Raw genomic sequence first — 18530 nt, forward strand, 5'->3', positions numbered from 1 at the left:
TATAGATAAGTAATTAAAAGTGGATTTGTTTCCACATTTTTTCACAATAATTAGGTTTTAAGTTACAAAAAGCATAAAAAAGTACCTTAGCGGTACTACTATGCACTCTGAAAACTGAATAGTAATTTCTAAAATAATAATTTATTAAAATGTTTTAAATACATCTTAACTTTTAAACCGATCAATTTATTAGTAATGGTCAGCTGAATGTATTACTACACTTACACTTCCATCCTATCAACCTCATAGTCTATAAGGAATTTCAAGGGAATACTTATCTTTGAGGAGGCTTCCCACTTAGATGCTTTCAGCGGTTATCCTTTCCGTACTTAGCTACCCAGCTATGCTTTTGGCAAAACAACTGGAACACCAGCGGTACGTCCACTCCGGTCCTCTCGTACTAAGAGCAGCTCTCATCAATATTCCAACGCCCACATCAGATAGGGACCGAACTGTCTCACGACGTTCTGAACCCAGCTCGCGTACCGCTTTAATTGGCGAACAGCCAAACCCTTGGAACCAACTCCAGCTCCAGGATGCGATGAGCCGACATCGAGGTGCCAAACCTTGCCGTCGATGTGATCTCTTGGGCAAGATAAGCCTGTTATCCCCAGGGTAACTTTTATCCGTTGAGCGACTGCTGTTCCATAACATACAGCCGGATCACTAAGTCCTGCTTTCGCACCTGCTCGACTTGTAGGTCTCGCAGTCAAGCACACTTCTACCTTTGCGCTCTACATATGGTTTCTGACCATATTGAGTGTACCTTTGAACGCCTCCGTTACCTTTTAGGAGGCGACCGCCCCAGTCAAACTACCCACCACGCACTGTCCCCCTACCTGATAAAGGTAGCAGGTTAGAAACTCAACATACCAAGGGTGGTATTTCAAGGATGACTCCATCAAGGCTAGCGCCTTAATCTCACCGTCTCCCACCTATCCTACACATGTTAGGCCAAGTTCCAATACGAAGTTGTAGTAAAGCTCCATGGGGTCTTTTCGTCTTGATGCGGGTACCCAGCGTTTTCACTGGGACCATAATTTCACCGAGTCTAGTGTTGAGACAGTTGAGAGATCATTGCGCCTTTCGTGCAGGTCAGTATTTAGCCGACAAGGAATTTCGCTACCTTAGGACCGTTATAGTTACGGCCGCCGTTCACCCGGGCTTCACTTCAACGCTTCGCTAATAAGCTAACGCATCCGCTTAACCTTCGGGCACTGGGCAGGCTTCACCCCCTATACTTCACCTTGCGGTTTAGCAGAGAGCTGTGTTTTTGATAAACAGTTGCCCCTCACAATTTACTGTGGCCTATGAATATAGGCACCCCTTCTTGCGAACTTACGGGGTCATTTTGCAGAGTTCCTTAACACTAGTTTTCTCGCTCGCCTTAGAATACTCATCTTGGGAACGTGTGTCCGTTCTTGGTACAGGTACCAATAATGTTATAACGCTTAGAAGCTTTTCTTGGAAGCATGAAATCACACAATTTGACATTAAAGCCTATGCATCGCTTCTCCCAGTTATAGAACACGCATTTAACTATGTTCACCAGTAAAAGCTTACCCCTAAATCCATTAATAGGTAGTGCTATCCTTCTCCGTTACTCCATCACTTATTATTGATAGTACAGGAATATTAACCTGTTGTCCATCGGATACGCTTTTCAGCCTCTCCTTAGGTCCTGACTAACCCTGGGTGGACGAACCTTGCCCAGGAAACCTTTCCCAATAGGCGTTGTAGATTCTCACTACAAATCGTTACTCATACCGGCATTCTCACTTCTAAATGCTCCACCAGTTCTCACGATCTGACTTCACTGCGTTTAGAACGCTCCTCTAACGTACATAAATGTACCCGTGGCTTCGGTATTGTGTTTACTCCCGTTACATTATTGGCGCAGGGTCTCTTGACTAGTGAGCTATTACGCACTCTTTAAAGGATGGCTGCTTCTAAGCCAACCTCCTAGTTGTTTATGAAACCCCACAACCTTTCTGACTTAACACAATTTTGGGACCTTAGCCGACGATCTGGGTTGTTGCCCTCGCGAGCCGGGACGTTAGCACCCCGGTTCCGACTGCATGATAATACACAATGGTATTCGGAGTTTGATTATAGTCAGTACCGCTAGGCGCGGCCATTCCATATTCAGTGCTCTACCACCAAAGTTTAACATCACACGCTAGCCCTAAAGCTATTTCGAGGAGAACCAGCTATCTCCAAGTTCGATTGGAATTTCTCCGCTATTCACAAGTCATCCGGGCACTTTTCAGCGTACTACGGTTCGACCCTCCACTTGGGATTAACCAAGCTTCAGTCTGCTCATGAATAGATCACCTGGTTTCGGGTATATGTCATCATACTAATGTCGCCCTATTTAGACTCGATTTCTCTACGGCTCCGCTTTTTTCCACTTAACCTCGCATGATAACATAACTCGCCGGTCCATACTGCAAGATGTACGCCATCACCCATTAACGGGCTCTGACTAATTGTAAGTAAGTGGTTTCAGAATCTCTTTCACTCCCCTCCCGGGGTTCTTTTCACCTTTCCCTCACGGTACTAGTTCACTATCGGTGTCTGGTTAGTATTTAGCCTTACCGGATGGTCCCGGCTGGTTCAGACAGGGTTTCACGTGCCCCGCCCTACTCAGGATGCTATCAGAAGATTTTGCCATTTCGCATACGGGAGTATCACCCTCTATGCTTTAGTTTCCCAACTAATTTTGCTATGACAAAATTTTGTAACTTCATGTAGATAGTCCTACAACCCCAACATATGTTGGTTTGGGCTATTCCACTTTCGCTCGCCGCTACTGATGGAATCATTATTTATTTTCTTTTCCTGTTGCTACTAAGATGTTTCAGTTCACAACGTCTCTCGTCTATAGCGACTATAGATTCATCGCTAAGCAGTTAGACTTTCCTCTAACTAGGTTTCCCCATTCGGACATCCCCGTATCGTAGCGTATATCCAGCTCCACGAGGCTTTTCGCAGGTAATCACGTCCTTCATCGACTTCCAGACCCAAGGCATCCACCACAAACTCTTACTTATTTAAAAGTTATGTATTTTCCTATTGTTGATGTATTCAAAGACATTTTAATAAACTATTATTACTAATAATTTATAACTCGGTATCACAAAACAAATTGACTAATTGTTTTATTTGATGTCGTTGTTATATTAATTAAATATCTTTACTATTCAGTTTTCAAAGAACATATTTGAGAGATTAAAGTTCTCTCAAAACTAGATATATATCACTTGGACTATTCAACAAGCTACATGACTGATTTTTAAAAAATAGTCTTTAAGGTAAATTAAACATCTAATTTAGATGTTTTTATGTACTCCGTAGAAAGGAGGTGATCCATCCCCACGTTCTCGTAGGGATACCTTGTTACGACTTAACCCCAGTCACCAGTCCTGCCTTAGGCGGTTGTTTCCGTAGTTAACAAAACCGACTTCGGGCATTACCAGCTCCCGTGGTTTGACGGGCGGTGTGTACAAGACCCGAGAACGTATTCACCGTAGCGTAGCTGATCTACGATTACTAGCGATTCCGACTTCATGAAGTCGAGTTGCAGACTTCAATCCGAACTGAGAATAGTTTTTTGAGATTTGCTCCATGTTGCCATCTTGCTTCTCTTTGTACTATCCATTGTAGCACGTGTGTTGCCCCACTCGTAAGAGGCATGATGATTTGACGTCGTCCCCACCTTCCTCCCAGTTACCTAGGCAGTCTCCTTAGAACATTTAACTAAGGACAAGGGTTGCGCTCGTTGCAGGACTTAACCGAACATCTCACGACACGAGCTGACGACAACCATGCACCATCTGTCATTCTGTTAACCTCCACTATATCTCTATAGCTTTGCAGAAGATGTCAAGAGTGGGTAAGGTTCTACGCGTATCTTCAAATTAAACCACATGCTCCACCGCTTGTGCGGATCCCCGTCAATTCCTTTAAGTTTCACTCTTGCGAGCATACTACTCAGGCGGATGATTTAATGCGTTAGCTGCGCCGATGGTGTCCATCAGCTAATCATCATCGTTTACGGCGTGGACTACCAGGGTATCTAATCCTGTTTGCTCCCCACGCTTTCGTCTCTCAGTGTCAGTGTATTCCCAGTTAATTGCCTTCGCCATGTTGGTGTTCTTCCTTATATCTACGCATTCCACCGCTTCACAAGGAATTCCATTAACCTCTAAATAACTCTAGTTTATCAGTATCCAACGCGATTTGGGGTTGAGCCCCAAGTTTTGACGCCAGACTTAATAAACAACCTACAGACGCTTTACGCCCAATAATTCCGGATAACGCTTGCAACCTATGTATTACCGCGGCTGCTGGCACATAGTTAGCCGTTGCTTTCTGACAAGGTACCGTCAAGGTAATGTCATTTCCTACACTACTTTTTCTTCCCTTATAACAGCAGTTTACAACCCGAAGGCCGTCCTCCTGCACGCTGTGTCGCTCCATCAAGCTTTCGCTCATTGTGGAAAATTCCCTACTGCTGCCTCCCGTAGGAGTCTGGGCCGTATCTCAGTCCCAGTGTGGCGGTTCAGTCTCTCAACCCCGCTAAACATCATCGCCTTGGTAAGCTTTTACCTTACCAACTAGCTAATGTTCCGCACCCCGATCCTTTAGTGAAGCAAACGCTTCTTTGATATTATCAACATGCGTTGGTAATAAATATCCGGCATTAGCGCTAATTTCTCAGCGTTATTCCAATCTAAAGGGTACGTTAAGTACGTGTTACTCACCCATTCGCCGCTAAGTTTATAAATAAACTCCGCTCGACATGCATGTATTAGGCACACAGCCAGCGTTCATCCTGAGCCAGGATCAAACTCTCGAAAAAATTGACTGTCATGTATTGTTATATATCTAGTTTTCAAAGAACTTTTTGAGTTGTTAGCTTTCTAATTATACTAATAAAAATTTTTTTCAAAAGAATTTATTAAAAATTTATTTTAAAAAAATTAAAAAAATTAGCTTTAAGCTAATACATCTCTTTGGTTAATGGTAATAATTTGATTATCTTGTTTATTAGTATTTAAAATTAGTAAAACCGCATTTAATTGGGTAGGATTATCACTAACTTCAAAGCGTTGCTTGGTATTAAAACGCATCTTATTATATACTGGTTCATAACTAGCTCCAATGGCACAATCTTGCGGACCAGTCATACCCACATCGGTAATAAATAAAGTTCCCTTTGGCAAAGTTCGACCATCAGAAGTTTGCACATGGGTGTGCGTTCCACAGATTGCATCAGCAGTTCCATCTGCATACAGTCCAAAAACATTTTTTTCGCTGGTAGTTTCTCCGTGAAAATCTACAAAAACAAAATCATGCTCATACTTTTGAATAACATAATCAAAAGCATCAAAAAAGTTATTAGCAACATCTTGTTTTCATGGAGATAGCAATGGATTAAAGCTAATTCCCATTAGTGAGATAACCAACAACTTCTGCTTATTGACTTCAAAGACCTTTGCTCCAACACCTGGATAAATATCTTCAACATTTAAAGGTCTAATAATGTTACTATTATTAATAAAAGTTGCAATATCATCTTTAGCTCAAACGTGATTGCCCATAGTAATGACATTAACACCTAAACTCTTTAATTTGAGATAATCATTATAAGTTAACCCTTTACGCCCTGAAACATTTTCTCCTTGAGCAATAATAAAATCAGGCTGATATTGTTCCCTTAACTTAGGAAGTGTTGCTTCAAGGGTTTGTAATCCTCGTTTGCCAAAAATATCACCAAAAAATAAAATTTTAAGTTGTGCCATAGTTAAAATAATTATAAAACATAAGTTTTTATTTAAAACTAATAATGAGAAATTGTTTAAACACTTTATCAGATAAAAAGTATCTTTTATATTGAATTATTTGTAAAGAAAAACTGATACAAATTATGTATCAGTTTTTTGTATTAAATCTTATTTAAATACTATCAGGTAAATCTAAATATTCATATTCTTTTGGATTTTTAAAAAACATTAATGTGGTTTCATATGAACCTAAATCAAGTTTAAATTGATTCATATATTTTGAATTACGTTCTAAAAATAAATCAATATCATCTCTAAGTTCATATGTTGGATTTTCCGGATTTTCTCCTTCGAATAAATCAAAATTTGTTAAATCAATGGCTTTTCATCGATTATCAACTTTAACTTCATTTCAAGCGTGATAACCACTAACAATAGTAGATTGAGGATCTCCTAAATATGGCCCACTAACAATTCTTACTGGAATATTCAAAATTGTAAGTGCCGCTGCTAAATTCATTGAATATCCAACACATTGAATTTCAGGGTCATTAGTAAAAATTTGAGCCGGATTATAAAATCCGTATCCATTATAGTTATAATAAACATTTACAGGAAAATATAAATATAATGAATTAGTCGCAATATAATAGGCAACTGCTTTAATTTTAGTTTCGTCATTTCAATTTTTGTTAATAATATTTGGTAAAACTTTTTTTCAATGATTAAATCATCTTTTATATTCGGGGATTGGATTAATTCAAGAGTCTATTTTTAGTTTTTTAATTTCTTCGTCACTATAATTTTCTGATCCGTCGGCTGTAAATTGTCCATAAGTACTAAATAAATTATTAAATCTTATTCGTTTTGGATTTATTAATTCACTTTCTATACTTTTGTATTTGGCATCTGAAAATAAATTTGGTTTTTCAAACAAAAGATTATTGTAAATTTTATAATTTTCGTGTGATCCAATTTTTGGTTTGTCTTTGAGTTCTACTAGTTTTTGATAGTCATAAAATTTTTTGTAATCAAAATTTTTTATTGAACTTCAGTCCAAAAATTGGTACTCTTTATTATCAAACAAATCTTTTTTAAATTTAAAAGTTGGTTTTTGAAAAGAAACTTTTGATAAATTAAGTCTATTAATTTCGTTACTTACTGCTATTTCTTTATTAAAATCTCCCGAAAAAATTTTTAGTCCTTTTTGTTTAACGTCATTGTCATTCACTTTTTCTGGGTTTTGTTCATTTATGTTTCAAAGTTTAAAATAGCTATTTGGTTGAAAATTAATTTGTCTTGCTAAATAATCGCTAATTATTTTATTATCTTTAAATTTCGGATCTATTTGTAAAGCGGAGATATCTTTATCTTCAATTTTAGGGATTTGATCTTTTTTCTCTACAAAAATTCAATTTCATCTTCGATAATATTTAAGCCAATTAGCGATAAATTCATCATTAACTAATATCTTTTTAAAATTTCCACTGTAATATTTATCTGGAGACAAAGAAAAGTCGTTATTTTTATCAATTCCTCATTGAAAATCTACATATTTATCATAATTATTTTGATAATAATATAAAAATTTTTTTAACCTTTTAAGTGGCTGAAGATAATATGGATGTTGTTCATATAATTTAATTTGTTCTTTTAATTTGTAAATATAAAAATCTTTGAGAGAATTTCTTACTACATTTGTCGGTTCTTCTTTAGCAGATCTAATTAAATTTAAAGATTTAGCATACAATTTATTTCATTCATTTTTATCGCTTTCCGAAGCAATCAATTCATTTTTACTTAAAAATGAAGATTTTCAAATTTTATATCTGCTAAAAAAAGAATTTCAATTACTTTTAAAAATTTCTAAATAATCTTTGAAAGTTTTTGCTCTTTCAATTTGTTCAATTTTTTTATTTATAAGCAATATGAATTTATCTAATGATGGAAGATTTGTGGTGTCTACCAAAACTTCTTGAAGATTAGATTTTAAAGTTTTTAATTTTTTGTTTTGTTCATCTGATAACAAATATTCAATTGGTTTTGGAATTGGTTTTGGAATTGGTTTTGGAATTGGTTTTTCGGTTCTTTTTTCTCCACTAATTAGAGATTTGGTAACTTTATTATCTATATCTGGCGAAGTAGCCATTGAACTATTGGAGATATTTTTAATCTTCAAAACTTCTTTATCATCTTTTTTTGGCGAATCTATAGGTATTTTTTGCTGGTTATTTTTAGGAATAACTTTTGGAGTTTTGGTTGTAATAGAATTGTTTTCTTTTTCTACTAAAACTATTGGTATTTTAGGATTTTTAATAGATTCTTCACCAGTTATAACGCGTTTTTCAGGGTTTTTTTCTATTGATGAGGTTATTTCTGCTTGTTCTATATTTTTTTCATTAAAAATATTTGAATTTTTTGTTTTTAAATTAGTTTTCTTAACAAAAACTAAAGGTAAAACAATCGTAGTAATTAAAACTATCCCACCAACTAACACTAATGATCATTTGGATTTATTATACGATAAAACTTTTGAAAATTTCATTTTTAAAATTGCCTTTCAAATTTCAAAAAATTCTTTATTCGTCGTCATCGACTGCAACCATTACAGTTGGTGAAGTTATTACTAAATTGTAATAGTCTAAACCTCTACCATAGTCTTTAGTGAATAAATTAGCAACAACATTAGTAAATTCGAATTTCCCAAATTCAATCCTTCTAACAACAACAAATTGTAGTGAAGTGGTTTTTCCTGCATTGGTTTCTTTTTCAGATAAATTTAATTTAAACGAATATTTTCTATCATTATTAAACGCATCTAAAGGGATTTGAACTTTTTTTACCTTAAGTTTATTTGCATCATCGGTTTCGTTAGCATCAATATAGTAAATTTTGAATTTATATTGATAATTACCTCTACTTAAAATATTGATTCTATTAAGAACAGAAACTTGTTGTGGTTTTTTCGGATTTCCAGTAAAATTATAAAAATATTCCCCATATTTTTGTTTATCTGTGTTGGTGTTTTTATATCCAGTTCCGTAAAGTTCTGTACCAAAACCGTATGGTTGATAGAATAAAACATGTTTAGTCGCGTTTTTGTATAATTTTGAATTTAAAATTAAATTTTTAAACTTAGTATAATTTGTTGTCATTGTAGATAAATCGCTTCTAACTTTTGATAATTGAGTTTCAATAGAAGTTTTTTCAACTTGAGAAGATTTTAATTGGTTTGTAACAGTTTGAATTTGGTTTTGTAAAGAATTTATTAAAGAGTTTTTTTCAATCAAATTTTTTTTATAGTTTTGGTTTTCGTTATTTAAATTTTTAATTGTAAAAGCTTTACCTCGAATTTCATCGTTTGCAAGATCAAGTTGATTTTGAAGTTTTTTACTTAAATTGTTTTTTGAATTTAAAGTGTTTTCAGTTTTAGCAACAATTTTCTTTTGCAGTTGTATAGTTTCTGTATATAAGTTAATAATTCTGTTTGTGTATTCATTTATAAAATCAATTTGCTTTTCTGCATTATTTTCTGGAGTTTGTAAATCGCTCAAAGCAAGTAATTTTTTAATTTCTGAAACATTAATTTGTCATTGTTCAGCAGCTAACTTAATTTTAATTGCGAGACTTTTTCTATTTTTATATTCTCTTGTTAATGAATTAACATTTGAAACTAAAAGAGTTGAATAAATATTTTGCCTTTGGCTTAAATTATTAACATTTTTTTGAAGTTCAGCTATTGAACTATTTAATGAAGAAATTGAATTATTTAATATTGCGGTATTGATATCATAATCTTGCTGTAACGCACTTTGGTAAGCACTATTAAGATTAGTTGAAAGTTCAATTAAAGACTTAATATTTGCCTGATTTTGCTCTAAATTAGCACGTTCATCAAAAGTTGGAGCAATCTTTGCTAATTGAGATCTTAAATGTGAAAAGTCCAAATTTTGATTTACACTCCCAAGAAAGTCTTGAGCTTTAGTTTTAATATTATCATATAACTCTTTAACATTGTCATAAACTGTTTTAGCTTCCACTTTGCTAATTATTATTTGAGTATTTAAAGCTTCAAGCTGAGATTGTGTTGTTCTTAAGGTTTCTTGAGTTTTAGTTAATATTATTTTATTTTTTTCTAATTCTGCTCGAACAGAATTTAAGGCATTTTGAGTATTAGTAAGTTCTTGATTTTTTGCATTAAGTTCAGATTGAGTTGCTACTAATTCCTCTTTAGTAGAATTTAAACTTTCTAAAGTATTTTGGTATTGAACTTTTAGTGTATCTAAAACATTGCTTTTGTACTCTTGAATAACTTCTTGAGCCACTTTTAAAGCATTATTAACTACAGTTATAAAAGTTTGAGAATAATTATCTGCTGTGTATTGAGTTTTTAAATTAGTTAAAATTTCAATTTGATTCTTTAATTTATCCGCTGAAGCATCAGCATTTGCATCGCTAGAACTTCTTATTGTTTGTTCAATTGTGTCCAAAGTAGTAATTTGATTTTCAAGAACTAAAGCTAAATTACTCATTAAATCATTTTTGGTTTGTTCAAGATTTTGTTCTAAAGTAGTTTTTTGATTATTTAAACTATCTACTTGATTTTGAAGTTCATTGTTTTGCTGTTCTAAATTGTTTATTTGCTGAGATTGAGCGGAAATGTGTGAAATTTTTTGCTTTATTTCTTTTTCATATAAAGTATTAATTAAATCTTTAACTGAATCATATTCTTTGATGATTCTTTCAAAACTTTTGTTTACATCATTCAAATCATAACTTTGAATATTTGAATAGTCATTATCATCTTGTGCATCAGTTAAAGACTGATTCATTTGTTCAAATAACTGATTAAAATAAGCTTCTTTTGTTGTTAAAAGTTTTAAAGTACTATTAACTTTGGTTTTAATTTTTTCGACTTGAACTTTATCAGTTTTTTCAAATTTAGAATCATCAAAATCTTTTAATGTACCTTTAAATTCTGACATTCATTTTAAGTAAAAACCTAGCTGAGAGATAAGTTTTTCGGCTAATTCTTTAATTTTCTCGTCTCTTTGAGTAATTTGATCGTTTAAATCATCAACTTCTTGTTTATGTTTCCTAATTTGATTGCTAACTAAATTAATGACATTAGTTAATTGAGTAAGAAAAGTATTTTGAGCTTTTTGGATTGAGTTAAAAGCTTTTACTGCACTGCTTGTGTTATTAAAGGTTATTGATTTTAATGAATTTGATAGATTTTTGACTTTTTTAAGTGAACTTGCAATTGCTTTTTGTGAATCTTCAGTAAAGTTATTGCTATTATCTGAAAGTTTTTTTAGCGTTTTAGTTAGAGATAATACTTTTTTACTTAAACTCTCTTTCCAATTTAAAAATGGTTGCTCAAATGCTTTAAATCCATCATTTGAAGCTTTTGGATTACTTATATTACTTGAAAGCTTATCTAAATTTGCATTAGATGAAGTCAAATTACTTAAATCTTGAGCAAATAATTGCAATTGCTCTCTTTGAATTTTTAAGTTTTGTACTTTACTTTTATCTTGTTTGTTTGCCTCACTATATTCACGGAGTTGAAAACTAAGATTATTTATTTTGGTATTTAAAAAACTAATTTGGTTTTGATTAATAGTTTTACCGCTTCCGATCCCTATACCAATACCGGTTCCCAGAAGCAAAAAACCTCCAAAAGATAATAAAAATCTTTTGGTTGATTTTTTATTTATTTTTTTCATGATGATCTCCTAAACAATTTGTTTTAATTACTTAGCATTTATTTAACTAAATTAATTAAAGTCAACCTCATATATACTTGAAAAATCAAAATTATTTGCATAATTTTAATCCTTATTTATTTAAGTATTTCAAGTTCTGAAGCATTATTTTTAAGGAGTTTAAAAGAATTAGTTTAATTTATCAAAATTCTTGTTTTAAAATATTTGTTGCTGATTTTTTATGTTTTAAAATAAGTTAAGTATGATTTTAATTAAAAACTACTCAAAAAACAATAAAAAACTTAAAAATAAAAATGCTTTTCATTAATTTAATTATAATTTTACTTAAGATTAAACCCAAGTAAAAAGCAATTTTTCTTAAGAAATTGTGGAAATTTTCCACAAAATAACTATATTTTTAAGCTTTTTATCATTTTTTTGAAAATTAATTATTTTTAATAATGATAAACAAATAAAAGGGATTAAATTCGGAAAATTTAAATAAGCCTTTAATATCTATACATTAAAAAATAACCGAAAAAAATATTATATTAATTTTTCAACATCAATTTTTAGCCTAATTATATTTATGAAAATCTCGCAATATTTATTGAATTTTTAAAAAATCTATAATAAATATTTTTTCTTAAAATATTAAAGAAAAGAAAAAACCACAAAAATACATTGATTTTGTGGTTAATTTTTCTTATTTTTTCAAAAAAATTCTTTTTATTTCTATGCATTTTAAATATATAATTAAAGTGCCATACGAAAAGCTCTTTGGTTTGAAAATCTCTAATTCTTTTTTAAGTGGCATCTTATTAAAGTTTTTTTGATAATAAAAAAACAAATTATAAAAATAAAAATTTTTATAATTTGCTATCCAAACAGTAAAAAGTATTGGCAATCAAAACTAAAGTTTGTATAAAAGCATATTTAAAAGTGAAAAATGCTTTTTATAACAATCAAATAGAATCTTTGCGAGACTGTTTAAATTTTTGTTGCATCTAAAATGTTGCAAAAACTAATTTAGTTCTTACAAAAAGGTCTTAAGTTTTTAAAGTAATTTTTATCTTTTAATTTTAAATATATCTGAAGTTAATTTAGATTGTAAATGCAAACTTTTTAAATAAAAAACTCAAGGAGGTAAATAGCATAATTTAGATAAAGTTTTTAATTTTAAATAACATAATCTAAAAATACCATCTTTAAAACTAATATTGAGTGTTAATTAGATAATTGTGCAAATATTTTTTAATTTAATTATTAGTAAATATTCAAATGCAACAGATTAATATTATAACACAAATATTTTTTTAAAATGTATTTTAAAATAAAAAAGATTGAAAATCTTATCAATAAATCTTTGATTTTGTTTTGGTAAAAACTTTATCTAAAGTTAGGAAAATTCTAGTAGTATTTGTTTTACTTTTTATAAATAAATGTTTCTGATTATTTTTCCAGTTTTCTTATAACAGAAACTCAAAAAGTAAAATTTGCAATTAAACTTAAACATAGTTTTTAAAACTTAAAAGGAATTTTTAAAGTTCTATTCTTAAGTCTTAAAAATTCATATAAAAACTGGAAATATTAACAATATAAACAACAAGGAGAAACATGAAATTATCAAGAAAAAGGAATTTACTTTTATCTTTTGCAGGAGCATTACTTTTAGGGACTGGTATTGGTATTGGGTTTGGAACCGGTAAAACTGTTAATCAAAACCAAATTGGTTTTTTAAGTAGTAAAATAAATTCTCTTAATTTTGAACTTCAACAATATAATCAAGCAAATAAAGTTGCTAAATTAAAAATTAATAACTTAAAAACTCAAAGTGAGAAATTGCAATTATTTGTTAAAGACTTAAATGAGTTAAATTTATCTAGTGAGAATTTAAGTGATCTTTCGAGCAAAATAACTCAAGAAAAAGTCTCAGATGATGGATTTAAAGCATTTGAGCAACCTTTTTCAACTTGAAAGAGCAATTTAGTTAATAAAATCTCGACATTAAATACAACTTTAAAAAATCTTTCGTCCAATAACGATAGTCTAAGTGGAGAAACTCAGCAAGGCATTAATACTTCGCTTAACAAAATTAAAGAATTACTTAATTCATTAGAAAAGATCGCATTTGCCTTCACTGATACTAATAGTGTAATTAAAGTTTTTGAGTCAATTCAAAAAGCTCAAAACACTTTTCTTGCTCAACTAACTAATATTATTAGTTTAATTACTATTGAAATTAGCAAACACAATCAAGCAACTAATGAACTTAATGAAGAAATTGCTCAAAGAGACGAGAAAATTAAAGAATTAGTAAAAAAACTTACTAATCAACTAAATTTCTACTTAAAATTAATTTCTAGATTGAGAAAAAATCTAAAGCAATTTAATAAGTTGAACTTTGAACAAGTGGATAAAACAACAGGCGAAAAAATCAAAACCAAAATTAATAAAACTTTAAAACTTTTAAAATCAAAGGAAACTCATTTTAAACAATTACTTGACCAAATAAATCAATCTTTAGTAGATGCAAAAAATGATAATGACTACTCATCAGTGCAAAGTTATGATTTAAATGAAGTTAATAAAGGTTTTGAAAAAATTGTTAATGAATACGATTTAATTAGAAGTTCTGTTATTTCTTTATATGAAAAAAATAATCAAGAAAGAGGTTTACAAATTGTTAATTTACAAAATCAAAACAATGCTCTTCAATCTCAAATAGATACTTTAAATGAGCAAAAAACTGATTTAGAACAAAATCTTGAACAAACCAAAAATGATTTAACAAATAACCTAGCTTCAATTCTTGAAAATCAAATTACTACTTTAAGTGGAATTGAACAAACAATTAGAAATTCAAATTATTTAGACTCTGAAACCTTAGCAGATAATCTTCAGGAGCAAATTAATTCATTAAATAATCTCAAAGATAAATACAATAATGAAAATTACAAAGAAACTTTTATCCCAACTATAAAACAAGCTCTAACATCAGCTCAAAATGCTATAGAACAATACAAACAAAATATCTTTGAACCGCTTAAGAGTGACCACCAAAGAACTTTAGAAAGTTTAAATTCTACTAAAGAGGAATTGGTTTCAACTCAATCTGAACTTAATGCAAAAAATCAAGAAATTGCTAATACTCAAAATTCTTTAAATGCCGTTCGAGCAGAATTAGAACAAAATAAAATAATATTAACTAAAACTCAAGAAACCTTAAGAACAACACAATCTCAGCTTGAAGGGTTGAATACTCAAATAACAACTAACAAAATCCAAGCTAAAGCTGTTTATGATACTGCTAAGGCATTATATGAAAATCTTAAAAGTAAAGCTCAAAACTTCCTCAGAAGTATAAGTCAAAATGTGAACTTTTCACAATTAAGTACTCAATTAGCAGAGGTGTCACCAACTTTTGATGATAATACTACATTAGAACAGAATCAAGCAACCATTAAGTCTTTGATTGAACTTTCGACCAATCTTAATAATGCTTATCAAAGTGCATTACAACAAGATTATGATTCTAGAACAACAACACTAAATAACACAATTTCTTCATTAAATGGCTTAAAAGATCAGCTTCAGAGAAATATTAATAATTTAATTCAAAAACAAACTAATCTTTCAAGTAGTTTGAATGCGAATATTAATTCTCTATCAAGAGAATATACAGATATAAAAACAAAAGCTAATAAAGTTAAAAATAAAGCTAAGCAATGACAAATTGATGTTTCAAGAATTGAAAAATTACTTGCTATAAGCAATTTAAACAATCCTAGAAACAACTTGGATGAACAAATTAATTTTATTAATGAATACATTACACGAATTAGCAATTTAACCACCGAAGTTTTTGAATTGCAAAATAAAATAATTACTAAAACTGAAAAGCGAATAACTAAAAATATAGCTGATCAAGATCAAGGCACAAATGACCAAATATCAGCACTTAATAATTCCTTAAGATTAAAGGAACAACAAATTAATGGATTGAATAAAAGAATTTCTAATCTTATTGATCAAATTAATAATAAAATTTGAGAAACTCACTTAGATGAAAAAAATAGTCAAATTAGTAATTTAAACCAACAAATTAAAACACTAGAAAAACAAATAGAAAAAGGTCGAACCGACTTAACTGAAATGACATCTAAATATACAGAATATAAGAACTTAATCTTCAATTCAGATTGATTTAGTTGAGCAACAACATCTGAAAATTACTATGATGAATGATTTTTTGGAAACGCATATTCAACTGATAGCGACAAAGATAAATATGGAAAATTTTTTACAAAATTTAATCCAGGTAAAAAACCGCAAATTGTTGCTGCTATAAATAGTATTAAAGTTTTACCAGCTAAACATATAAAGGATACGCCTTTTAAATTTAAAATTTCTTATATTGATCTAAATGACAATAATAAGATTAAAACAATTATAAAAAATATTAGCTATTTAGATGCTCTTGAAAGAAATGAATATGCTTTTTCAATATCAAAACGAATCGAAGAACCAGAAGATGGTGTTACGCAAATTACCGAAGAATTTGTTGTGGTTAAATATATGAATAATCTTGGTTTCGAATTTACAAATGTTGTTGCTACATACTTTTCTGATATCCCAAGAGATAATAGACTTTTTGACGAAATGACAGGAATAACATACGAGGAACCAGAATATGATTTACCTTTTAGGGCTAAAAATCCTGTAGTTTCTGTTGTGACAGTTTAAATAAAAGAAGTATTGAAAAAAATATTTTTAAAGGAACTTAGTTTTGTGCTTTATAGGACTAAGTTCCTTTATTTTTTTAAATTTTTAATTCACAAAGATGCATCAGTTTAGTAATATATTATATTGTTTATTTATTACCAATAAATTACATTGATAAAGTTTTTTGTAAAAATGTTTTTACATGGCTATATATTTTAATTTTGTTTTCTTGAATTAATTACATAAAAAATGCACCCTTTAAGTTAGACAATTAAAGACTAACTTAAAGGGTGCATTTAATTTATTAGTAATTAAATTTATTTAACATGTGCAGCATCCACAAAATTTGGATCAACTGTATATCCTTTTGGAAGTGAAGTGTATAATTCTTCGGTTGGATTATAAGTAAATTTATTTTCTGAACTATATGATAAATATCCTTTATAAATATCAACCATATATCATTTATTGGTTTTTTTATCAAAAAATTCTAATCAATAAGTTTCACGTTCTTTATCTTCATTTGGATATTGGTGGGTTCCTTTAATAAGTTGAACATCATAAACTCCAATTATAAATAAAAAATATCCATAAAGTTCAACAAGATGATTAATGTTAGTTCTTGCAATAGAAATTCCTTTATTAAGTTTTTTTCTTGAATTTTCTATATCGTCTTTAAAAGAGGCTTCTAGCTTAGACAATTCTTCCTGTTTAGAGATAATTGTTTGTTGAGAGGCGTTTTGTTCTCTTAAAGTTTTTAATTCATTAAAAACTGTTTTAAAATTATTTAATCTTTGATGAATTAAGCTTTGTTTTTGCTTAGCTAAAATATAATTTTTTGAAGAAGTATCATCATTTTTTTCTAAACTTTCAACTTTTAAATCTGCATTTGTTACTGACTCAAAGTTAACTAAATCTAAATTATTTTCAAAAAATTCCTTAGGATTGTCCAAAAAATCTTTTCTTAACTTTAGATTCTTATCAATTTCGGAAGTTTCGCTAAAAACTTTAAATAAATCACTTTTTTGATTATCTTCAGGATTTTGTGATGTTAAAAGAAATTCTGGCCCAAATCCAAGTGCCATTCCAGGTGCTTTAAGTTCATCTGAAACTACAAATTTTTGATTTTTCATATAATTAAATAATTTTAAATATACATTTTTAGTATCTTCTATTTGGCTTGAAGTTAGACGATCCTTAACTTGCTTAGCAACATTAATAAAATGACTATAAGGAATTGAATTAAACGGTACTTGAGATTTATTATATTGAAAAATAATTGTATTGACATCCCCAAAATTATCACGAGTAACAGTTATCAATGAATTAGAATCATTTTCAGGTAGCGATATTTTTTTTAAAAATTCAGCATATAGTGGTGTGTCTTTCAAAAAATGAGAAATAACTTTGATTACCTTTTCCTTGTCTATAAATTTTTTAGGATTACTTTTATCAATAAATGATAAGTTGTTTAATCGATTATATAAATCATGAATTTCTTCTTCTAATTGAGTAAATTCTTGCTTTTTGGAATCATTATTAAAATTTGCAGAAACTAATAATGAAAGATTTTTGTTATTTGATAAGGATTGATATTCTTCAGTTTTTTTCTGTAATAATTTTCATTGTTCTTGGAAAAATTTTAGGGCATTTTCATTGGTAATTTTCTGTTCTAAATTAGAATTAGCATTAAATTTATTATTTTCAATTGTAACCAAACCTTTGAGAGTCTTTTTTGCTTCATTATTATTAACTGAATAAGTTCCATCAATTTTGTAAATCACATCTTTGAAATTTAAATTTAAATTAGCTTTATTATATAAACTATTTTCAAAACTTAATAAAGAATTATTTTGATAATTTGTAGCAACACGCTGCTTGAATTTAACTAAAAAAGGGTTTTTCTGTGAATATGATTTAGCATATATAACAATAGGATGATCTTCATATAAACATGAAATTGCACTAGTGCTAGCTAAACTAATTGTTAGCAATGATAATAAAAATTTTAATGTATTTTTCTTTTTCATAGCTTTTAAAACATTTCTGAATATTTTCATGATTTAATTCCAGCATAAGAAGTGATAGAACCCATCACAAAAACAATACAAAAAAACGATAATCCTCCTATAGCATATGCTCTAACATATTTATAAACATCTAAAATGTCTTTTTCGATCACAACACTTGATGTTGAATAAATAGTTGAACTAGCAAAATTAATCACATATGAAAGTATAATAATCATAACAAAAGAAATGATTGATAATATAAGTCAAATAATAACTTTTCTTTTATAATTTTTCAT

6 protein-coding genes and 2 rRNA genes are annotated in these 18530 nt (G+C 29.7%); 1 reads left to right on the plus strand and 7 read right to left on the minus strand.

Annotated features, from left to right (window positions below):
• Positions 1 to 168: 168 nt before the first annotated feature.
• The 5 genes from EXC58_RS01535 to EXC58_RS01555 all read right to left on the minus strand — a co-directional run bounded on the left by EXC58_RS01535 (position 169) and on the right by EXC58_RS01555 (position 11518).
• Positions 169 to 3059 (minus strand): 23S ribosomal RNA (locus EXC58_RS01535).
• Between the two features lie 298 nt (positions 3060 to 3357).
• Positions 3358 to 4864: ribosomal RNA gene (locus tag EXC58_RS01540) — 16S ribosomal RNA — on the minus strand.
• Together the 16S and 23S rRNA genes form the textbook arrangement of a ribosomal RNA operon.
• A gap of 136 nt (positions 4865 to 5000) precedes the next feature.
• The gene (locus EXC58_RS01545) at positions 5001 to 5807 is read right to left on the minus strand and encodes a TIGR00282 family metallophosphoesterase (protein ID WP_129725296.1); all 807 of its coding nucleotides are present in this window, start codon (positions 5805 to 5807) and stop codon (positions 5001 to 5003) included.
• A 154-nt stretch (positions 5808 to 5961) separates the two neighbouring features.
• Entirely contained in the window at positions 5962 to 8382 is a 2421-nt protein-coding gene (locus EXC58_RS01550) for a transglutaminase domain-containing protein (RefSeq protein ID WP_129725297.1), read from the minus strand.
• Entirely contained in the window at positions 8369 to 11518 is a 3150-nt protein-coding gene (locus tag EXC58_RS01555; RefSeq protein WP_129725298.1) for a coiled-coil domain-containing protein, read from the minus strand. The genes EXC58_RS01550 and EXC58_RS01555 overlap by 14 nt, the downstream gene beginning before the upstream one ends.
• Before the next feature lie 1596 nt (positions 11519 to 13114).
• On the opposite strand from EXC58_RS01555, the gene EXC58_RS01560 reads away from it, so the two are divergent.
• On the plus strand, positions 13115 to 16243 hold the full coding sequence (locus tag EXC58_RS01560) for a coiled-coil domain-containing protein (RefSeq protein WP_129725299.1): 3129 nt from the start codon (positions 13115 to 13117) through the stop codon (positions 16241 to 16243).
• A 296-nt stretch (positions 16244 to 16539) separates the two neighbouring features.
• Here EXC58_RS01560 and EXC58_RS01565 read toward each other — a convergent pair whose 3' ends face one another.
• Positions 16540 to 18282, minus strand: coding sequence for a hypothetical protein (locus EXC58_RS01565; RefSeq protein ID WP_165177516.1), 1743 nt, complete (start codon positions 18280 to 18282; stop codon positions 16540 to 16542).
• A complete protein-coding gene (locus tag EXC58_RS01570; RefSeq protein ID WP_129725301.1) occupies positions 18258 to 18530 on the minus strand; it encodes a hypothetical protein in 273 nt (90 codons plus the stop codon). The genes EXC58_RS01565 and EXC58_RS01570 overlap by 25 nt, the downstream gene beginning before the upstream one ends.

The organism is Mycoplasmopsis citelli, assembly GCF_900660645.1.
Lineage (GTDB): Bacteria > Bacillota_I > Bacilli_A > Mycoplasmatales > Metamycoplasmataceae > Mycoplasmopsis > Mycoplasmopsis citelli.